This window comes from Fructobacillus tropaeoli (genome assembly GCF_001047135.2).
GTDB classification, from domain to species: Bacteria; Bacillota; Bacilli; order Lactobacillales; family Lactobacillaceae; genus Fructobacillus; species Fructobacillus tropaeoli.
Genome location: NZ_DF968082.1, coordinates 74,584 through 91,460, shown reverse-complemented (window position 1 = coordinate 91,460; position 16,877 = coordinate 74,584). Strand labels below are relative to the sequence as shown.

Sequence of the window (16,877 nt, the reverse complement as noted above, 5' to 3'; positions counted from 1 at the left end):
CTGTTGTCTCATTTGTTGTAAGATGGTGACAATAATGATTGGAGAAGTAACATGGTTGAAAAGATGCCAATTCTTGAATTTTCCAAGGTCGCCTTATCTTTTGGCGATACGGAAGTATTAAAGGAAATTGACCTGGTCTTAGAACCAGGAAAGTTTTATACCTTATTGGGCCCATCCGGTTCCGGAAAGTCGACGATTTTGAAACTGATTTCTGGTCAGTTACAGGCCGATGCGGGCAAAATCTTTTTTGAGGGCCAGGTCATCAATGATGTGCCGGCTGAAAAACGACGGGTCAACACGGTTTTTCAGAATTATTCCCTCTTTCCAAATATGAATGTCTTTGATAACGTGGCCTTTGGTCCGCGCTTAAAGAAGATGGCCGAAAAGGACATTCAAGACAAGGTCAAGGAAATGTTGGGCTTGGTCAAGTTGTCAGGCTTTGAACGCCGGGAAATCAGCGAACTTTCAGGTGGGCAGCAACAGCGTGTGGCCATTGCCCGTGCTTTGGCTAACGACCCAGAGGTCCTCCTCTTGGATGAGCCGCTGTCGGCCTTGGACTATAAGTTGCGTAAAGAATTGCAGCAGGAATTACGTAATATCCAAAAGCGCCTGGGGATTACCTTCGTTTTCGTGACACACGACCAAGAAGAAGCCCTGGCGATGTCGGATTGGATTTTTGTCATGCATGATGGCTTAATCCAACAAAATGGGACCCCAGAAGACATTTACGATGAACCGATTAATCACTTTGTTGCTGATTTTATTGGGGAAACTAATATCGTGCCCGGAATTATGAAACATGATTACCTGGTTCACTTTGTCGGTAAGGATTTTGAAAACGTTGATGCTGGTATGCGGCCAAACGAACGGGTGGAAGTGGTCTTGCGGCCAGAAGACTTGGATTTGACTGATCCCGCTAATGGTAAATTAGTGGTCACCATCCAAGACCAACTTTTCCGTGGGGACTACTACGAGATTACGGCCGTTGATGATGACATGAATACCTGGCAGGTCCAGGCGACCAACCCAGCGACCGTTGGTGCTCGGGTTGGCCTGACCTTTGACCCTGAAGATATTCACATTATGCGCTACAACGAAAGTGAAGCTGCCTTTGATGCCCGGCTGGAATCCTACGATGAAGAAGAGGCCGAAGCGGCTTTGCAAGCTGCTAAGGATGATCAGTCACAATCGGGAGGACAAGGCTAATGGCACTGTCTTTTAAAAAACAAAAGCAGGGCTTTACCTCTGCTTATATGGGAATTTATGGCCTGTGGCTCTTAGGCTTTGTGGTGTTACCACTCTTTTTGCTCCTCTTTGAGTCTTTACAGGACCAAAACCACCACTTTACACTGGCGAACTACCAAGCCTTTTTCACTTCGGGTTCCTATTTGGCCATGACCTTTAATTCAATCTGGTACGCCTTTTTGATTACTGTGATTACACTGGTCTTTGCCTATCCAACCGCTTATTTTTTGACAACGCTGAAAAATAAGCAGTTTTGGCTGTTGTTAGTCATATTGCCAACCTGGATTAACTTATTGCTCAAGACCTACGCCTTTATTGGTTTGTTAGGGCAGGGGGGACTAGTCAATTCGACTTTGACGGTGGTTGGTTTTCACCCCATGCAGTTACTGTTTACCGATTGGTCCTTTCTTTTGGTGGCGGCTTACGTGGAGTTGCCCTTCATGATTTTACCGATTTTTAATGCCTTAAATGATATCGATCCATTGTTGACGGCTGCTAGTCGCGACCTTGGGGCCAATTCTTGGCAAACTTTGAAAAAAGTAATCTGGCCCTTATCAATGCCTGGGGTAAAAGCCGGCATTCAAGCGGTCTTTATCCCCAGTTTGTCACTCTTTATGATTACCCGTCTGATTGGTGGTAACCGAGTGATTACTTTAGGAACAGCAATCGAAGAGCATTTCTTAGTGACTCAAAACTGGGCCTTTGGATCGACGATTGGTGTCATCCTAATCGTAGCGATGGTGATTACGATGCTCTTAACACAGGATAAGCAGAAGGGAGGTCGGTCATGAAAAAAATCAGAACCCCATATTTGATTGTGATGTTTTTGATTCTTTACCTGCCAATTTTGTACCTTGTCTTCTATTCCTTTAATGCGGGAACAACGATGCAGGGCTTTGCCGGCTTCTCCTTTAAGCACTACGGCGAACTGTGGCAGGATACCCGCCTAATCGATATTGTTTTTGAAACGGGAATTGTGGCCTTGCTATCCTCCTTATTAGCAACCATTATTGGAACACTGGGTGCATTGGCAATTTTTCGTGTTCACCGGCGAGCGGTTAAAGGGGCTTTGCTTTCCCTGAACAACGTTCTACTGGTTTCGCCTGATGTCATCATTGGGGCGGCGTTCTTAATTCTCTTTACGACCTTTAAGTTCTCGCTTGGCTTTGTCACGGTTTTGTTGGCCCATGTCGCTTTCTCAATTCCAATTGTGGTTTTGATGGTCTTGCCCCGGTTGCAAGAAATGAACCCGGACTTGGTCTTGGCCGCCCAGGACTTAGGGGCTCGGCCAACCCAGGTCTTGGGGCAGGTCACCATTCCGGCGATTACGCCAGGGATTGTGGCGGGCTTTTTTATGGCCTTGACCTATTCATTGGATGACTTTGCCGTGACCTTTTTTGTCACTGGAAACGGTTTTTCCACTTTGGCTGTCGAAATCTACTCACGAGCTCGCCAGGGGGTTTCATTGGAAATTAATGCTTTGTCGGCACTGATTTTCCTCTTTTCTCTGGTAATTGCCGTGGCCTACTACTTTATTAACCGGTTAAATCAGCGCCAAAAGGCTCCGGAACTAAGGGAGAAGGTTAAATGAAAAAAGTTTTCTTAAGTATTTTAGCCATATTACTGGTTGTTGTTGGCCTGGTGGCCGGGAAGGCTGTCTTTGATAATAGCCGCAAGGATGAGGTGACGGGCGAAAAAGTCCTAAACTTCTATAATTGGGGTGACTATATCGATCCTGATTTGCTGACAAAGTTTACCAAGGAGACTGGCTACAAGGTGAACTATCAGACCTTTGACTCGAACGAGGCCATGTACACCAAGATTAAGCAGGGTGGGACAAACTATGATTTAACGGTCCCATCCGATTACATGGTGGACAAGATGGCCCAGGAAGGCTTGTTGGCGCCATTAGACAAGTCCAAGATTACGGGGATGAACAACATTGATTCACGCTTCTTAAATCAGACCTTTGATCCGCACAACAAATACTCCGTTCCATACTTCTGGGGGACGCTAGGGATTCTCTATAATAAGAAGAAGGTTAGTGCTGATCAGATTGATACCTGGTCGAAGCTGTGGTCACCACAATTCAAGAAGCAAATTATGTTAGTCGATTCAGCCCGTGATATTTTGGGGATGACCCTGATTTCCCAAGGTAAGTCCGTTAACGATCAGAATGTTGCAGATTTGGCAGCGGCTAAGGGGAAGTTAGATACTTTGATGCCAAACGTCAAAGCTATTGTGGCCGACGAGTTAAAGATTTATATGGCCCAGGGAGAAGCTAGCATCGGGGTGACTTACTCTGGTGAAGCTGCTCAGGCAATGTCGCAAAACTCGGACTTGGCCTATCTGGTACCTAAAGATGGTTCGAACGAATGGTTTGATAACTTGGTAATCCCAAAGAATGCCAAGCACAAGGATGCGGCCTATGCCTTGATTAACTTCTTAAATAAGCCGGAGAACGCTAAGCAAAATGCCGAATACGTTGGCTATGCAACGGCAAACAAGGGCGCCTATGCGCTGTTACTGGCTGATGAAAAGTCTGATTCGGCCTTTTATCCATCCGCTGCCACTTTGGACCGGTTGCAGGTTTATCAAACCTTCAACCAAGAGTGGACACAACGCTATAATGACGCTTTCCTAGAATTCAAAATTTCACGACCATCATAAAATGAATAGTTTTACTGATTTTTTGATGGGAGAAATCCGCATGAGTGGTTAGAACCAAGGATTTTTGTTAAAATTAATGAATATGGTAAAAAATGATTGCTGATTCTAAACGAAAAGAATTTGGCAAAAAAATAAAATAAATCAGTAGAAACCCTTGCTAGTCAAGGGTTTTTCTGTTAATATATTCAAGTACGCCTTTTGGGGTTGCCGATGCAAACCCCTCAAAAAGACTGGTGTATTAACGTTTAGCGATGATGATTAAGGTTGCGACACGCGCGGCCGCGTTGCCAAGGGCGCGCAAAACACCGCAAAAAGGTGTTGTCGGTTTTTGATCGGAGTTAGCTGATTTACAAAATCAACGAGGAGGCACGAAAATGGCACAAAAGAAGATCCGTATCCGCTTGAAGGCATACGAACACCGTATCTTGGACCAATCAGCAGACAAGATTGTTGAAACAGCAAAGCGTACTGGCGCAGAAATCGCCGGTCCTATTCCTTTGCCTACTGAACGGACATTGTACACGGTGCTTAGTTCACCCCACAAGTACAAGGATGCTCGTGAACAGTTCGAAATGCGAACTCACAAGCGTTTGGTCGACATTGTGAACCCTACTGACAAGACAGTTGACGCATTGCGTAAGCTTGAATTGCCAGCTGGTGTTGCAATCGAAATCAAGCTCTAATTTAAAGTACCACCCCGCTAGATAAAATAGTTTAGCGATGAAATGAAGGAGATTAGTCATGACTAAAGGTATCTTAGGCCGTAAAGTCGGTATGACTCAGGTTTTTACTGAATCTGGTGAATTGATCGCCGTGACTGCTGTTGAAGCTACTCCAAACGTTGTTTTGCAAGTTAAGACGCAAGCAACTGATGGATACAACGCTTTGCAGTTGGGTTACCAAGACAAGCGCGAGATTTTGTCAAACAAACCTGAACAAGGCCACGTTGCAAAAGCCAACACAGCCCCTAAGCGCTACATTCGTGAAGTCCGTGATGCGGAAGGCGAATACAGCGTTGGGGATGCAATTGCTGTTGACACTTTCCAAGCCGGTGAATATGTTGATGTTACCGGTATTACTAAGGGACACGGTTTCCAAGGTGCTATCAAGCGCTTGGGTCAATCACGTGGTCCTATGAGTCACGGTTCTCGTTACCACCGTCGCCCAGGTTCAATGGGTGCCATCATCAACCGGGTATTTAAGGGTAAGCTCTTGCCTGGTCGTATGGGTAACCAGAAGCGGACAATGCAAAACATTGCGATTGTTCACGTTGATGTTGAAAACAACTTGTTGTTGTTGAAGGGAAACGTTCCTGGAGCAAACAAGTCACTTTTGACAATCAAGTCAACTGTTAAGACAAATGCTAAGCACCCTGAAGTGAAGATGGCCGGCGCAAAGCCAGCTGCTGAAGCTCAGGCTGAAGAAGCTTAATACTTTATAGAAAGGAGAACAATCAATCATGACAAAAGTTGCTGTATTAAAGCAAGATGGTTCAAAGGCTGCTGACTTGGACTTAAACGAAGCAGTTTTCGCCGTTGAACCAAACAATGCTGTGATTACTGACGCAGTTTTGATGCAACGCGCATCAATGCGTCAGGGAACGCATGCGGTTAAGAACCGTTCCGCTGTTTCTGGTGGTGGTCGTAAGCCATGGAAGCAAAAGGGAACTGGTCGTGCCCGTCAAGGTTCTATCCGCGCGCCACAATGGCGTGGTGGTGGAATCGTATTCGGTCCAACCCCACGTTCTTACTCTTACCGGATCAACAAGAAGGCTTATCAATTAGCCTTGAAGTCAGCTTTGTCACAAAAGTTGGCTGACAACAAGTTGGTCGTAGTTGATGCTTTGGCATTTGATGAAGCTAAGACAAAGAACTTCAAGGAAGTTTTGGCAAACTTGGCTGTTGATTCAAAGGCCTTGGTAATCGTTGATGAAGGTAACCAAAACGCTTTGTTGTCAGCTCGTAACTTGGCAAACGTTCAAGTGATGACAACAAACGGTATCAACGTCTTGGACGTTGTTAACGCTGATAAGCTGGTGGTTGTTCAAGCAGCGATCGAAGAAATCCAAGGAGGTCTCGCCTAATGGATGCACGCGATATTATCCGCCGCCCAATCATTACCGAAGCTTCAATGGCGCAAACAGAAATGAAGCGTTACGTATTTGAAGTTGATGTTCGGGCTACTAAGCCAGAAATCAAGCGTGCTATCGAAGAAATCTTCGATGTACAAGTTGCACGTTTGAATACCGCAAATGTTCGCGGTAAGAAGAAGCGTCAAGGACGTTATGTTGGATTCACTCGTAAGATGAAGAAGGCTATCGTTACTTTGAAGGCTGACTCAAAAGATATTCAAATCTTTAACGAAGGTTAATTTTTAATAGGAGGATAAGACATTGGCTATCAAGAAATACAAGCCAACCTCTAACGGACGTCGTAACATGACGACTTCTGATTTTGCAGAAATCACGAAGTCAACGCCCGAAAAGAGTTTGTTGGCAAAGAAGTCAAAGACCGGTGCGCGTAACGCACAAGGTCGCATGACAGTTCGCCACAAGGCTGGTGGACACAAGCAAGCCTACCGTATTATTGACTTTAAGCGTACAAAGGACGACAAGTTCGCAACGGTTAAGGCAATCGAATACGATCCAAACCGTACGGCTAACATCGCCTTGCTCGTTTATGAAGACGGTATCAAGGCCTACATCTTGGCGCCTAAGGGACTTAAGGTTGGCGATAAGGTTCAATCTGGTCCTGATGCCGACATTAAGGTCGGTAATGCCTTGCCATTGAGTGCTATTCCTGAAGGTACTTTGATTCACAACATCGAATTGAAGAACGGTAAGGGTGGCCAATTGGCACGTTCCGCTGGAGCTTCTGCTCAAATCTTGGGACGTGATGGTAAGTACACTATCGTTCGTTTGACTTCAGGTGAAGTACGTTTGGTTTTGAGCACTAATCGCGCCACTATCGGTGAAGTTGGTAACTCAGAACATTCATTGATCAACTGGGGTAAGGCCGGACGTAACCGTTGGCGTGGAAAGCGTCCTCACGTTCGTGGTTCTGTAATGAACCCTAACGATCACCCACACGGTGGTGGTGAAGGAAAGGCCCCTGTTGGTCGTCCAAGTCCACTTTCTCCATGGGGTAAGAAGACTGCTGGTAAGAAGACTCGCGATAAGAAGAAGAACTCAACAAAGTTCATCGTTCGCGGTCGGAAGAGTAAGTAAGGGAAGGAGATAACTAATGGCTCGTAGTTTGAAAAAGGGACCATTTGCGGACCCACACTTGCTTAAGAAGATTGAGGCCCAAGCGGACCAAGAAAAGAAGTCGGTGATCAAGACATGGTCACGTCGCTCAACAATTTTCCCAAGTTTTATCGGATTTACAATTGCAGTCTATGATGGCCGCAAGCACGTTCCAGTTTATGTCCAAGACGACATGGTTGGTCACAAGTTAGGTGAATTTGTGCCAACTCGTACGTTCAAGGGTCACAAGAACGACGATAAGAAGACTAAGTAAGGAGGAAATGAAAAATGGCTGAACAAGTAACATCAGCTCGGGCGACCGCCAAGATCGTTCGCGTTGCCCCTCGTAAGGCGCGCTTAGTTCTTGACACGATTCGTCGGAAAAATGTCAACGAAGCATTCGCAATTTTGAAGTTCCTGCCTAATACTTCTACTGAAGATATTTATAAGGTTTTGAACTCAGCAGTTGCTAACGCTGAAAACAACTTTTCACTTGACCGTGAAGATTTGATCGTTAAGGAAGCATTTGCCAACGAAGGACCAACGCTTAAGCGTTTCCGTCCTCGTGCCAAGGGTTCTGCTTCTGCAATTAACAAGCGCACAAGCCACATCACAATTGTGGTTGCTGAGAAGGAGGAAAAGTAATGGGTCAAAAGATTAACCCAACTGGCTTCCGTGTCGGTGTCATCCGTGACTGGGATGCGAAGTGGTTTGCTGACAAAGCAGACTTTTCTAACCAACTTCTTGAAGACTTGCGTATTCGTAAGTACATCGAAGAGAACTTGACGGACGCTTCAGTTGATCGCGTAGAAATCGAACGCTCAACTAAGTCACGTATCGATTTGACTTTGCACACTGCCAAGCCAGGAATGGTTATTGGTAAGGGTGGTTCCGAAGTTGAAAAGTTGCGGACTCAATTAGCTAAGTTGACGAATGTTGACGAACGTGGACGTCACAAGCGCGTCTTCATCAACATCGTTGAAATTAAGAAGCCTGATTTGTCAGCTCACTTGGTGGGCTTGCAAGTTGCAGGTGATTTGGAACGTCGTATCGCTTTCCGTCGTGCAATGCGTGGTGCTATCCAACGTGCCCGCCGTGCCGGTGCTAAGGGAATCAAGATTGTTGTTTCAGGTCGTTTGAACGGGGCAGATATGTCACGTATCGAACAGTATACTGAAGGAACTGTTCCACTCCACACACTTCGTGCAGACATTGACTACTCATGGGACGAAGCAGCTACTGCTTACGGAAACTTGGGTATCAAGACTTGGATCTACCGTGGTGATGTGTTGCCAAAGAAGAAGAACAAGTAAGGAGGGAAGCAGACATGTTAGTACCAAAGCGTGTTAAATTCCGTCGTGTACACCGTGGTCACATGCGTGGCGAAGCTAAGGGTGGAAAGACGGTGGCTTTTGGTGATTATGGCTTGCAAGCAACAACTTCAAGCTGGATTACCAACCGTCAAATCGAAGCTGCCCGTATTGCAATGACCCGTTATATGAAGCGTGGTGGTAAGGTTTGGATTAAGATCTTCCCTCACAAGTCATATACATCTAAGGGTGTTGGTGTTCGAATGGGTAACGGTAAGGGTGCTCCCGAAGGATGGGTTGCCCCAGTTAAGCGTGGTAAGGTAATGTTTGAAGTTGGTGGCGTGGCTAAGCCTGTTGCCTTAGAAGCATTGCGTCTTGCACAACACAAGTTGCCTGTACGTACAAAGATTATTGCTCGGGAGGCTGAATAATGACGAAAGCAAATGAATTAAAAGCTTTGTCACTTGCGGATTTGCAAAAGCGCGAAGCCGAATTCAAGGAAGAATTGTTCAACCTTCGTTTTCAATTGGCTACTGGTCAATTGGAAAACACGGCCCGTATTTCAAAAGTTCGTAAGGACATCGCACGTGTGAAGACTATCATTCGTGCACAACAATTGGCAGAAGCCAACAAATAAGACGAAAGGAAGAAGCTGAAAAATGAGTGAAGAACGTAACGCTCGTAAGACTTACCGTGGTCGTGTCGTATCTGACAAGATGGACAAGACTATCACTGTTGCCGTTGATACTTATGTCAACCACCCAGTTTATGGTAAGCGAGTTCGCTATACTAAGAAGTTCAAGGCCCATGATGAAAAGAACATCGCTAAGATGAACGATATCGTTGAAATCATGGAAACTCGTCCTTTGTCTGCAACGAAGCACTTCCGTTTGGTAAAGGTTGTTGAAGAGGCAGTTATCCTCTAATCGGACTTTAATCCAATCGTCGTAAACTATTGCTAACAAGGAGGATGAACCATGATTCAACAAGAGAGTCGTTTGAAAGTGGCTGATAACTCTGGCGCACGTGAAATCTTGACGATTAAAGTGCTCGGTGGTTCTGGCCGTAAGGTTGCTGGTATTGGTGACATGATTGTTGCTACTGTCAAGCAAGCTATCCCTGGTGGTAACGTTAAGAAGGGTGACGTCGTTAAGGCTGTCATCGTACGAACTGTATCTGACGTACGTCGGACTGACGGTTCATACATCAACTTCGATGAAAACGCTGCTGTTATCGTTAAGGATGACAAGTCACCAGTTGGAACGCGTATTTTTGGCCCTGTCGCACGTGAATTGCGTGACAACAACTTTACGCGAATCGTTTCATTGGCACCAGAAGTGCTTTAATACTACTAGGAGGAGCCAATCATGTTTGTAAAAACAGGTGATAAGGTTCGCGTCATCGCTGGTAAGGACAAGGGTAAGGAAGGAACAATCACTAAGACTGTTGCTGCCAAGAACCGTGTCGTTGTCGAAGGCGTAAACCTCGTTAAGAAGCATCAAAAGCCTTCTAACGAATACCCACAGGGTGGTGTTATCGATATCGAAGCACCTATCCATGCATCAAACGTACAATTGATTGACCCATCAACTAACGAACCAACCAAGGTTGGCTTCAAGTTTGAAGATGGCAAGAAAGTACGTTTTGCTAAGAAGTCTGGCAATGTGCTAGGCTAAAAAAAGCTATAATCTATTTTGAAAGGTAGAAATCATTATCATGGCAAATGAATTAAAAGTAAAATATGTTAATGAAGTTCAACCTGCTTTGATCAAGAAGTTTAACTTTACTTCACCAATGCAAGCCCCAAAGATCGAAAAGATCGTTTTGAACATGGGTGTTGGTGATGCGGTTTCAAACTCAAAGAACCTCGATGAAGCGGTTGAAGAATTGAAGTTGATTGCTGGACAACAACCAGTTATCACTCGTGCAAAGAAGTCAATCGCCGGATTCCGTCTTCGTGAAGGAATGGCTATCGGTACAAAGGTTACTTTGCGTGGAGAACGTATGTTTGAATTCTTGGACAAGTTGATTAACATCTCTTTGCCTCGAGTTCGTGACTTCCACGGTGTTTCTTCTAAGGCCTTTGATGGTCGCGGAAACTACACTTTGGGAATCCGTGAACAGTTGATTTTCCCTGAAATCGACTTTGACAAGGTTAACCGCGTTCGTGGTTTGGACATCGTTATTGTAACGACTGCTGCAAACGACGAAGAAGGTTTCGAATTGCTTTCTGGCTTGGGCATGCCTTTTGCTAAGTAAGTAATTTAAAAATGCGGTCACTCATTTGGGTGGCGCGTTTTTAAGTGTTTGTGACAAGTGTCTTGAACACTTAAGAGCGTGTCAAATTCTTGATGACGTTCAAAATATAAAAGGAGGATATCGATAGATGTCTATGACTGATCCAATCGCTGATTTTTTGACTCGAATCCGTAACGCCAACATGGCGCGTCACGCTTCCGTTGAAATTCCAGCATCAAAAATGAAGAAGAGCATTGCCGAGATCTTGAAGCAAGAAGGTTTCATCCGTGATGTAGAATACTTGGAAGACAACAAGCAAGGTGTTATCCGTGTATTTTTGAAGTACGGAGAAGATCAAGAGCGTGTCATCACTGGTATTAAGCGTGTTTCAAAGCCTGGTTTGCGTAAGTATGCTAAGGCCGAAGAAATGCCAAAGGTCTTGAATGGTCTTGGTATCGCCATTGTTTCAACATCAAACGGTGTTGTAACTGATAAGGTAGCACGTGCTAAGCAGGTCGGTGGCGAAGTGCTGGCTTACGTTTGGTAATATATCTAAGAAAGGAGACTTACCATGAGCCGTATTGGAAACAAAATCGTTACGATCCCTGCTGGCGTTGAAGTTAAGCAAGATGGTCAATTTGTGACTGTTAAGGGACCTAAGGGTGAATTGAACTACACAATCAACCCTGGAATCACGATGCACATGGATGGTACTGAAGTATCATTTACTCGTGCAGCGGAAGATAAGAAGCACCGTGCATTGCACGGTACGACTACTGCAAACTTCTCAAACATGGTTGAAGGCGTTACTAACGGCTTCTCAAAGACTTTGAAGATGGTCGGTGTTGGTTACCGTGCCGCAAAGTCTGGTTCAAAGTTGACTTTGTCAGTTGGGTATTCACACCCCGTTGACTTTGAAGACCGCGAAGGTTTGACTGTTGAAGTTCCTGATGCCTTGACTATCAAGATTTCTGGAATTTCAAAGCAAGCAGTTGGTGATTTTGCTGCGGAAGTTCGCGCAATTCGCCCACCCGAACCATATAAGGGTAAGGGAATTCGTTACGAAGGCGAAGTTGTCCGTCGTAAGGAAGGTAAGACTGGTAAGTAAGCTTTTAGCTTCTTAACCCGTTTTACATTTAATAAACAAAGATTATTTGAAAGTGGTTTAGCCACTTAAAGAAAAGGAAAGCACAGCTATGATTACGAAACCAGATAAGAATAAGCTTCGCGTACAACGCCACAAGCGTGTCCGCGGCAAGATCTCTGGTACTGCTGCTCGCCCACGTTTGAACGTTTTCCGTTCTAATGTCAACATCTACGCTCAATTAATTGATGACGTAGCGGGTGTAACGCTAGCAAGTGCCTCATCACAAAGTGCCGATGTTACCGGTACAAAGGTTGAACAAGCCGTTAAGGTTGGCGAGATGATCGCTAAGAATGCTAAGGCTGCTAACATCGAAGAAGTTGTCTTCGATCGTGGTGGTTATGTTTATCACGGACGTGTGAAGGCTTTGGCCGACGCTGCTCGTGAAAACGGTTTGAAGTTCTAAGGAAAGGAGGAATAATACAAATGGTTGAATTCGTAAACCCTAAGGAATTAGGCGAATTAGAAGAAAACGTTGTTGCAATTAACCGTGTTACCAAGGTTGTTAAGGGTGGACGTCGTTTGCGCTTCGGTGCTTTGGTTGTCGTTGGTGACAAGCAAGGTCACGTTGGTTTTGGAACTGGTAAGGCACAAGAAGTGCCAGAAGCTATCCGTAAGGCCGTTGAAGACGCAAAGCGTAACTTGATCACTGTACCAACAGTTGGTACTACTATTCCTCACGAAGTTCTTGGTGAATGGGCTGGTGGTAAGATCCTGGTTAAGCCTGCTAAGGAAGGTGCTGGGGTTGCCGCCGGTGGTGCTACTCGTTCCGTAATGGAATTGGCTGGTATCAACGATGTGACTGCTAAGTCATTGGGTTCATCAACTCCTGTCAACGTTGTTCGTGCAACTTTTGATGCATTGAACAACTTGAAGGATGCTGAAAAAGTGGCAAAGTTACGTGGTGTTTCATTGGAACACTTGGCTGAATAAGGAGCGATAACATGGCTGATTTGAAAATCACTTTGATTAAGAGTGCGGCTCATCGCTTGCCTAAGCAACGTGCCATTGTTAAGTCACTTGGACTTAACCGTGTGTCAAGCTCAGTGGTGAAGCCTGATAACGCAGCTACTCGTGGCGCAATTTTCCATATTGCTCACTTGGTTGCTGTTGAAGAAGTAAAATAAAAAAATTTTAGAAAAAGGAGGGACCAAACGATGAATTTGAACGAATTGCAACCTGCTTTGGGTTCACGCCAGACACGTAACCGTGTTGGTCGTGGTACTTCATCTGGAAACGGTAAGACTGCTGGTCGAGGCCAAAAGGGACAAAAGGCCCGTGGTAAGACACGTCTTGGGTTCGAAGGTGGACAAATGCCTTTGTACCGTCGTATTCCAAAGCGTGGATTTACAAACATCTCACGCAAGGAATTCGCAGTTGTTAACTTGGACAAGTTGAACAACTTCGATAACGGCACTGAAGTAACACCTGCTTTGTTGATTGAAAACGGTGTAGTAAAGAACCAAAAAGACGTAATCAAGGTCTTGGGTAATGGTCAATTGGAAAAGAAGTTGACGATTAAGGCCCACAAGTTCTCTGCTGCTGCAGTTAAGGCCATCGAACAAGCTGGTGGTACAACCGAGGTGATCTAAAATGTGGCGCACGCTATTTAATGCAATCCGACAAAAAGATATTCGTAAGAAGATGCTTTGGACGATTTTGATTCTCTTTGTTTACCGCATTGGGACTCATATCACTGTTCCAGGTGTTAATCCTGCTGCCTTGAATTCAGTTTCTGGCTCAGGCTTGCTGAATATTTTAAATATTTTCTCGGGTGGAGGCTTACTGAACTTCTCGCTCTTTGCGATGGGGGTCTCGCCTTATGTTACTGCACAGATTGTTGTGCAGTTGCTGCAGTTAGATATCGTGCCACGTTTTGTTGAATGGAGTAAACAAGGCGAAGTTGGTCGCCGGAAGCTGAATCAAGCTACCCGGTACTTGACCATTATCTTTGCCTTTTTGCAATCAGTGGGAATTACCGCTGGATTCAACTCCTTAGCCGCCTATGGTTTGGTGAAGCAGACCAATAACGTGACCTCCTTCCTACTGATTGGGTCGGTCATGACAATTGGAACTTTCTTTGCCATGTGGTTGGGAGAAATGATTACCGAAAAGGGTCTTGGAAACGGTGTTTCCATGATTATCTTCTCTGGAATTATTTCTCAAATGCCTTCTGGTTTGTGGGAAATTTTCAAGGAAAATGTTCTGCAATCTAGTGGCAACGACAAGGTTACCGGCTGGATTTTCATGGCGGTTTTGCTGACGGCAATCATTTTGGTTGTCGGAATTACGACTTGGTTCTATGAAGCAAGTCGTCGTTTGCAAATCCAATATACACGGTCAGCTTCTTCCTATGGGGCGGAAGCTTACCTACCTTTGAAGTTAAATGTTTCTGGGGTGATTCCTGTGATCTTTGCTTCGTCATTGATTTCAACACCACAGACAATCCTCTTCGCCTTCCAGAGTAAGTATAGTAATGTTGGTTGGTTTAAAATCTTACAACAGATTTTCTCCATGCAAACAACAACCGGAGCGATTTTCTACACCGTTCTGATTATTCTCTTTACTTACTTCTACGCCTTTGTACAGGTTAACCCTGAAAAGTTGGCCGAAAACTTGCAAAAGCAGGGGGCTTACATTGTTGATGTCCGTCCTGGTGTCGAAACGCAAAAGTTCGTCACAAAGTTGCTCTTACGCTTGTCGTTTGTTGGGGCTTTGTACCTTGGCTTTGTTGCCTTGGTACCATTGATTGCATCTGATGTATGGGGACTTAATGAAAAGATTGGCTTGGGTGGAACTTCTTTGCTGATTGCCATCGGGGTTACCCTTGATTTGATTCGTCAAATTGATGGTCTCTTGCAAAAGAAGAACTACGTAGGCTTCATCCGTTAAGCTGGTTTAAAAGGAGTTCAATCATGACGAAAAACCTAATTTTATTGGGTCTACCTGGTGCAGGTAAGGGAACCCAAGCTGAGAAGATTATTGCTGACTACCCAATGGTTCACATTAGTACTGGTGATATCTTCCGGGCCAACATGAAAGAAGAAACTGAGCTTGGACAAAAAGCAAAAGCCTTCATGGATGCTGGAAACTTAGTTCCTGATGAAATTACGAATGCGATGGTCGCTGATCGATTATCACAACCTGACGTAGTTGAAAATGGCTTTATGCTTGACGGCTACCCACGTAATGAAGAACAGGCCAAGTTCTTGGACCAATTCTTAGCCGAAAAGAACGACAAGGTTTCGGCTACCTTGTATTTTGAAGTTCCTGACCAAGTTTTGGTTGACCGGTTAATGAACCGGGGACGGGCCGATGACACAAAGGATGTCATCGCACACCGTTTGGAAGTCAACAAGAAGGCCAACTTGCCTTTGGTTGATTACTATGAAAATCATGGTGTTTTGCACACCATCGATGGTAATGGTGAATTAGATCGAATTTACGCTGATGTAAAATCGGTCTTGGATGCCTTGGACTAAAGGGCTTTTCTTGATAATTCAGGGGAACCCTGGTATAATCAATAAGGTTGACCGCCTTATCGATTATGTTGAATGATGGTTACATAGGAGGTAATCTGCGTGGCCAACGATGTCATTGAAATTGAAGGCAAAGTGAAAGAAACGATGCCAAATGCAATGTTTCAAGTCGAACTTGAAAATGGTGCGGTCATCTTAGCACACGTTTCCGGGAAGATTCGTAAGAATTATATTCGGATCTTGCCAGGTGACCGTGTCACGGTTGAAATGTCACCATACGACTTGACAAAGGGTCGTATTACTTACCGTTTCCGCTAAAAATCAGCGGGGCGGTCTATAATCAGTTAACCGAATAGGAGGAATAGATTATGAAGGTACGTCCATCAGTTAAAAAAATGTGCGAATCTTGCCGTGTGATTAAGCGTAACGGCCGGACAATGATTATTTGCCCAGCTAACCCTAAGCACAAGCAACGCGCAGGTAAGTAATTTTTACTTACAAAGATAAAAAACGCTTGAAAATGAACTTAGAAGTTCTTTCAAAATATTAAAAGGAGGTAAATTGTTATGGCTCGTATTGAAGGTATCGATTTGCCACGTGACAAGCGAATTGTCATTGGTTTAACATACATCTACGGAATCGGTAATACAACTGCCCAAAAGATCTTGGCTACTGCTAAGGTTTCTGAAGACGTTCGAGTTCGCGACTTGACGGTTGATCAAGAAGATCAAATCCGTGAAGCTATCGCTGCTTTGAACTTGCAGTTGGAAGGTGACTTGCGTCGTAAGGTATCACTTGATATCAAGGGATTGCAAGAAATCGCCTCATACCGTGGTATTCGTCACCGTAAGGGATTGCCCGTTCGTGGACAACACACGAAGAACAACGCCCGTACTCGCAAAGGCCCAGCTACGGCAATTGCTGGTAAGAAGAAGTAAAACACTTTTTACCAATCTCTTTAACAAGAAAATGGCATATTGTCGCAAGACTGCTGTCCTTTTCTAAAAGAGCCTCACTTTTGTGAGAAATGATTATCACAACCACAGTTGTGTAATGTTGGTTAGTCATCACTAACCCGAGAAATTATAAAGAATTTGAAAAGGAGGCAAAAATTATGGCAGTTCGTACTACACGCAAGCGTCGTGTGAAAAAGAACATTGAATCTGGTGTGGCACATATCCACGCAACTTTCAATAACACTATCGTCATGATTACCGATGCCCAAGGTAACGCTGTTGCCTGGTCATCAGCTGGTGCCCTTGGATTCAAGGGATCACGTAAGTCAACACCATTCGCTGCTCAACAAGCAGCGGAAGCAGCTGCTAAGTCCGCATTGGAAGTTAACATGCGCACTGTTGCTGTTACGGTTAAGGGCCCTGGTTCCGGTCGTGAATCAGCAATTCGTGCATTGGCCGCAGCTGGTCTTGAAGTAACGTCAATCAAGGATGTTACCCCAGTTCCCCATAACGGATCACGCCCACCAAAGCGTCGTCGTGTTTAATTAATTTCATTGCGCTTGCTTTGAAAGAGGGGGTTAGAGTTAACAG

30 protein-coding genes are annotated in these 16,877 nt (G+C 44.8%); all 30 read left to right on the top strand.

Going from position 1 to position 16,877, the window contains the following annotated elements:
* The first annotated feature begins 51 nt into the window (after positions 1-51).
* The 30 genes from AOQ32_RS05380 (at position 52) to rpsK (ending at position 16,831) form a co-directional block, all read left to right on the top strand.
* Positions 52-1,206, top strand: a complete 1,155-nt coding sequence (locus AOQ32_RS05380) for an ABC transporter ATP-binding protein (RefSeq protein ID WP_059393927.1) — start codon at positions 52-54, stop codon at positions 1,204-1,206.
* Positions 1,206-2,036, top strand: coding sequence for an ABC transporter permease (locus AOQ32_RS05375; RefSeq protein ID WP_059393926.1), 831 nt, complete (start codon positions 1,206-1,208; stop codon positions 2,034-2,036). Before AOQ32_RS05380 ends, AOQ32_RS05375 begins: the two co-directional genes overlap by 1 nt.
* Complete coding sequence (locus AOQ32_RS05370; protein ID WP_059393925.1) at positions 2,033-2,836, top strand: ABC transporter permease; 804 nt, start codon at positions 2,033-2,035, stop codon at positions 2,834-2,836. The genes AOQ32_RS05375 and AOQ32_RS05370 overlap by 4 nt, the downstream gene beginning before the upstream one ends.
* A complete protein-coding gene (locus tag AOQ32_RS05365; protein ID WP_059393924.1) occupies positions 2,833-3,915 on the top strand; it encodes an ABC transporter substrate-binding protein in 1,083 nt (360 codons plus the stop codon). The genes AOQ32_RS05370 and AOQ32_RS05365 overlap by 4 nt, the downstream gene beginning before the upstream one ends.
* Positions 3,916-4,289: 374 nt before the next feature.
* Positions 4,290-4,598: a 30S ribosomal protein S10 gene (gene rpsJ / locus AOQ32_RS05360; RefSeq protein ID WP_047975027.1), complete on the top strand. Its 309-nt coding sequence runs from the start codon at positions 4,290-4,292 to the stop codon at positions 4,596-4,598.
* A gap of 58 nt (positions 4,599-4,656) precedes the next feature.
* Complete coding sequence (gene rplC / locus AOQ32_RS05355; protein ID WP_047975026.1) at positions 4,657-5,346, top strand: 50S ribosomal protein L3; 690 nt, start codon at positions 4,657-4,659, stop codon at positions 5,344-5,346.
* 28 nt (positions 5,347-5,374) lie between these two features.
* Complete coding sequence (rplD, locus tag AOQ32_RS05350) at positions 5,375-5,998, top strand: 50S ribosomal protein L4 (RefSeq protein WP_047975025.1); 624 nt, start codon at positions 5,375-5,377, stop codon at positions 5,996-5,998.
* Positions 5,998-6,285, top strand: coding sequence for a 50S ribosomal protein L23 (rplW, locus tag AOQ32_RS05345; protein ID WP_047975024.1), 288 nt, complete (start codon positions 5,998-6,000; stop codon positions 6,283-6,285). The genes rplD and rplW overlap by 1 nt, the downstream gene beginning before the upstream one ends.
* 22 nt (positions 6,286-6,307) lie before the next feature.
* Positions 6,308-7,141: a 50S ribosomal protein L2 gene (gene rplB / locus AOQ32_RS05340; protein ID WP_047975023.1), complete on the top strand. Its 834-nt coding sequence runs from the start codon at positions 6,308-6,310 to the stop codon at positions 7,139-7,141.
* Between the two features lie 16 nt (positions 7,142-7,157).
* The gene (gene rpsS, locus AOQ32_RS05335; protein WP_047975022.1) at positions 7,158-7,433 is read left to right on the top strand and encodes a 30S ribosomal protein S19; all 276 of its coding nucleotides are present in this window, start codon (positions 7,158-7,160) and stop codon (positions 7,431-7,433) included.
* A gap of 14 nt (positions 7,434-7,447) precedes the next feature.
* Positions 7,448-7,804, top strand: coding sequence for a 50S ribosomal protein L22 (gene rplV / locus AOQ32_RS05330; RefSeq protein WP_010691186.1), 357 nt, complete (start codon positions 7,448-7,450; stop codon positions 7,802-7,804).
* Positions 7,804-8,472, top strand: a complete 669-nt coding sequence (gene rpsC / locus AOQ32_RS05325; RefSeq protein WP_047975021.1) for a 30S ribosomal protein S3 — start codon at positions 7,804-7,806, stop codon at positions 8,470-8,472. Before rplV ends, rpsC begins: the two co-directional genes overlap by 1 nt.
* Before the next feature lie 14 nt (positions 8,473-8,486).
* Positions 8,487-8,900, top strand: coding sequence for a 50S ribosomal protein L16 (gene rplP, locus AOQ32_RS05320; protein WP_047975020.1), 414 nt, complete (start codon positions 8,487-8,489; stop codon positions 8,898-8,900).
* The gene (rpmC, locus tag AOQ32_RS05315; RefSeq protein ID WP_059393923.1) at positions 8,900-9,106 is read left to right on the top strand and encodes a 50S ribosomal protein L29; all 207 of its coding nucleotides are present in this window, start codon (positions 8,900-8,902) and stop codon (positions 9,104-9,106) included. Before rplP ends, rpmC begins: the two co-directional genes overlap by 1 nt.
* A gap of 22 nt (positions 9,107-9,128) precedes the next feature.
* Positions 9,129-9,395 (top strand): 30S ribosomal protein S17, encoded by a 267-nt coding sequence (gene rpsQ, locus AOQ32_RS05310; protein WP_059393922.1) that lies wholly within the window; start codon positions 9,129-9,131, stop codon positions 9,393-9,395.
* Between the two features lie 51 nt (positions 9,396-9,446).
* Entirely contained in the window at positions 9,447-9,815 is a 369-nt protein-coding gene (gene rplN, locus AOQ32_RS05305; RefSeq protein ID WP_047975017.1) for a 50S ribosomal protein L14, read from the top strand.
* A gap of 21 nt (positions 9,816-9,836) precedes the next feature.
* Positions 9,837-10,145: a 50S ribosomal protein L24 gene (rplX, locus tag AOQ32_RS05300; protein WP_047975016.1), complete on the top strand. Its 309-nt coding sequence runs from the start codon at positions 9,837-9,839 to the stop codon at positions 10,143-10,145.
* 40 nt (positions 10,146-10,185) lie between these two features.
* Positions 10,186-10,728 (top strand): 50S ribosomal protein L5, encoded by a 543-nt coding sequence (rplE, locus tag AOQ32_RS05295; protein WP_047975015.1) that lies wholly within the window; start codon positions 10,186-10,188, stop codon positions 10,726-10,728.
* A 127-nt stretch (positions 10,729-10,855) separates the two neighbouring features.
* On the top strand, positions 10,856-11,254 hold the full coding sequence (gene rpsH / locus AOQ32_RS05290; RefSeq protein WP_047975014.1) for a 30S ribosomal protein S8: 399 nt from the start codon (positions 10,856-10,858) through the stop codon (positions 11,252-11,254).
* A gap of 24 nt (positions 11,255-11,278) precedes the next feature.
* On the top strand, positions 11,279-11,815 hold the full coding sequence (rplF, locus tag AOQ32_RS05285; protein WP_059393921.1) for a 50S ribosomal protein L6: 537 nt from the start codon (positions 11,279-11,281) through the stop codon (positions 11,813-11,815).
* An 88-nt stretch (positions 11,816-11,903) separates the two neighbouring features.
* Positions 11,904-12,257 (top strand): 50S ribosomal protein L18, encoded by a 354-nt coding sequence (gene rplR / locus AOQ32_RS05280; RefSeq protein WP_047975012.1) that lies wholly within the window; start codon positions 11,904-11,906, stop codon positions 12,255-12,257.
* Between the two features lie 20 nt (positions 12,258-12,277).
* The gene (gene rpsE, locus AOQ32_RS05275; RefSeq protein ID WP_059393920.1) at positions 12,278-12,784 is read left to right on the top strand and encodes a 30S ribosomal protein S5; all 507 of its coding nucleotides are present in this window, start codon (positions 12,278-12,280) and stop codon (positions 12,782-12,784) included.
* An 11-nt stretch (positions 12,785-12,795) separates the two neighbouring features.
* Positions 12,796-12,978 (top strand): 50S ribosomal protein L30, encoded by a 183-nt coding sequence (rpmD, locus tag AOQ32_RS05270; RefSeq protein WP_047975010.1) that lies wholly within the window; start codon positions 12,796-12,798, stop codon positions 12,976-12,978.
* Between the two features lie 30 nt (positions 12,979-13,008).
* On the top strand, positions 13,009-13,443 hold the full coding sequence (gene rplO, locus AOQ32_RS05265; RefSeq protein ID WP_059393919.1) for a 50S ribosomal protein L15: 435 nt from the start codon (positions 13,009-13,011) through the stop codon (positions 13,441-13,443).
* Between the two features lies 1 nt (position 13,444).
* On the top strand, positions 13,445-14,743 hold the full coding sequence (gene secY, locus AOQ32_RS05260) for a preprotein translocase subunit SecY (protein WP_059393918.1): 1,299 nt from the start codon (positions 13,445-13,447) through the stop codon (positions 14,741-14,743).
* Positions 14,744-14,766: 23 nt separating this feature from the next.
* Positions 14,767-15,333: an adenylate kinase gene (locus AOQ32_RS05255; protein WP_059393917.1), complete on the top strand. Its 567-nt coding sequence runs from the start codon at positions 14,767-14,769 to the stop codon at positions 15,331-15,333.
* A gap of 99 nt (positions 15,334-15,432) precedes the next feature.
* Positions 15,433-15,648, top strand: a complete 216-nt coding sequence (infA, locus tag AOQ32_RS05250; RefSeq protein WP_010691205.1) for a translation initiation factor IF-1 — start codon at positions 15,433-15,435, stop codon at positions 15,646-15,648.
* Positions 15,649-15,698: 50 nt separating this feature from the next.
* Positions 15,699-15,818, top strand: a complete 120-nt coding sequence (gene rpmJ / locus AOQ32_RS05245; RefSeq protein ID WP_074717856.1) for a 50S ribosomal protein L36 — start codon at positions 15,699-15,701, stop codon at positions 15,816-15,818.
* Between the two features lie 78 nt (positions 15,819-15,896).
* Positions 15,897-16,268 (top strand): 30S ribosomal protein S13, encoded by a 372-nt coding sequence (gene rpsM, locus AOQ32_RS05240; protein ID WP_047975006.1) that lies wholly within the window; start codon positions 15,897-15,899, stop codon positions 16,266-16,268.
* A gap of 176 nt (positions 16,269-16,444) precedes the next feature.
* Positions 16,445-16,831 carry a 30S ribosomal protein S11 gene (gene rpsK / locus AOQ32_RS05235; protein ID WP_047975005.1) on the top strand — a complete coding sequence of 129 codons (387 nt, stop codon included), beginning with the start codon at positions 16,445-16,447 and terminating at the stop codon, positions 16,829-16,831.
* The last annotated feature ends 46 nt before the right edge of the window (positions 16,832-16,877 follow it).

What these genes read in the sequence shown, in the direction of transcription:
- AOQ32_RS05380 (WP_059393927.1), top strand. Translation starts at nt 52, where the DNA reads ATGGTTGAAAAGATGCCAATTCTTGAATTTTCCAAGGTCGCCTTATCT.
- AOQ32_RS05375 (WP_059393926.1), top strand. Translation starts at nt 1,206, where the DNA reads ATGGCACTGTCTTTTAAAAAACAAAAGCAGGGCTTTACCTCTGCTTAT.
- AOQ32_RS05370 (WP_059393925.1), top strand. Translation starts at nt 2,033, where the DNA reads ATGAAAAAAATCAGAACCCCATATTTGATTGTGATGTTTTTGATTCTT.
- AOQ32_RS05365 (WP_059393924.1), top strand. Translation starts at nt 2,833, where the DNA reads ATGAAAAAAGTTTTCTTAAGTATTTTAGCCATATTACTGGTTGTTGTT.
- rpsJ (WP_047975027.1), top strand. Translation starts at nt 4,290, where the DNA reads ATGGCACAAAAGAAGATCCGTATCCGCTTGAAGGCATACGAACACCGT.
- rplC (WP_047975026.1), top strand. Translation starts at nt 4,657, where the DNA reads ATGACTAAAGGTATCTTAGGCCGTAAAGTCGGTATGACTCAGGTTTTT.
- rplD (WP_047975025.1), top strand. Translation starts at nt 5,375, where the DNA reads ATGACAAAAGTTGCTGTATTAAAGCAAGATGGTTCAAAGGCTGCTGAC.
- rplW (WP_047975024.1), top strand. Translation starts at nt 5,998, where the DNA reads ATGGATGCACGCGATATTATCCGCCGCCCAATCATTACCGAAGCTTCA.
- rpsS (WP_047975022.1), top strand. Translation starts at nt 7,158, where the DNA reads ATGGCTCGTAGTTTGAAAAAGGGACCATTTGCGGACCCACACTTGCTT.
- rplV (WP_010691186.1), top strand. Translation starts at nt 7,448, where the DNA reads ATGGCTGAACAAGTAACATCAGCTCGGGCGACCGCCAAGATCGTTCGC.
- rpsC (WP_047975021.1), top strand. Translation starts at nt 7,804, where the DNA reads ATGGGTCAAAAGATTAACCCAACTGGCTTCCGTGTCGGTGTCATCCGT.
- rplP (WP_047975020.1), top strand. Translation starts at nt 8,487, where the DNA reads ATGTTAGTACCAAAGCGTGTTAAATTCCGTCGTGTACACCGTGGTCAC.
- rpmC (WP_059393923.1), top strand. Translation starts at nt 8,900, where the DNA reads ATGACGAAAGCAAATGAATTAAAAGCTTTGTCACTTGCGGATTTGCAA.
- rpsQ (WP_059393922.1), top strand. Translation starts at nt 9,129, where the DNA reads ATGAGTGAAGAACGTAACGCTCGTAAGACTTACCGTGGTCGTGTCGTA.
- rplN (WP_047975017.1), top strand. Translation starts at nt 9,447, where the DNA reads ATGATTCAACAAGAGAGTCGTTTGAAAGTGGCTGATAACTCTGGCGCA.
- rplX (WP_047975016.1), top strand. Translation starts at nt 9,837, where the DNA reads ATGTTTGTAAAAACAGGTGATAAGGTTCGCGTCATCGCTGGTAAGGAC.
- rplE (WP_047975015.1), top strand. Translation starts at nt 10,186, where the DNA reads ATGGCAAATGAATTAAAAGTAAAATATGTTAATGAAGTTCAACCTGCT.
- rpsH (WP_047975014.1), top strand. Translation starts at nt 10,856, where the DNA reads ATGTCTATGACTGATCCAATCGCTGATTTTTTGACTCGAATCCGTAAC.
- rplF (WP_059393921.1), top strand. Translation starts at nt 11,279, where the DNA reads ATGAGCCGTATTGGAAACAAAATCGTTACGATCCCTGCTGGCGTTGAA.
- rplR (WP_047975012.1), top strand. Translation starts at nt 11,904, where the DNA reads ATGATTACGAAACCAGATAAGAATAAGCTTCGCGTACAACGCCACAAG.
- rpsE (WP_059393920.1), top strand. Translation starts at nt 12,278, where the DNA reads ATGGTTGAATTCGTAAACCCTAAGGAATTAGGCGAATTAGAAGAAAAC.
- rpmD (WP_047975010.1), top strand. Translation starts at nt 12,796, where the DNA reads ATGGCTGATTTGAAAATCACTTTGATTAAGAGTGCGGCTCATCGCTTG.
- rplO (WP_059393919.1), top strand. Translation starts at nt 13,009, where the DNA reads ATGAATTTGAACGAATTGCAACCTGCTTTGGGTTCACGCCAGACACGT.
- secY (WP_059393918.1), top strand. Translation starts at nt 13,445, where the DNA reads ATGTGGCGCACGCTATTTAATGCAATCCGACAAAAAGATATTCGTAAG.
- AOQ32_RS05255 (WP_059393917.1), top strand. Translation starts at nt 14,767, where the DNA reads ATGACGAAAAACCTAATTTTATTGGGTCTACCTGGTGCAGGTAAGGGA.
- rpmJ (WP_074717856.1), top strand. Translation starts at nt 15,699, where the DNA reads ATGAAGGTACGTCCATCAGTTAAAAAAATGTGCGAATCTTGCCGTGTG.
- rpsM (WP_047975006.1), top strand. Translation starts at nt 15,897, where the DNA reads ATGGCTCGTATTGAAGGTATCGATTTGCCACGTGACAAGCGAATTGTC.
- rpsK (WP_047975005.1), top strand. Translation starts at nt 16,445, where the DNA reads ATGGCAGTTCGTACTACACGCAAGCGTCGTGTGAAAAAGAACATTGAA.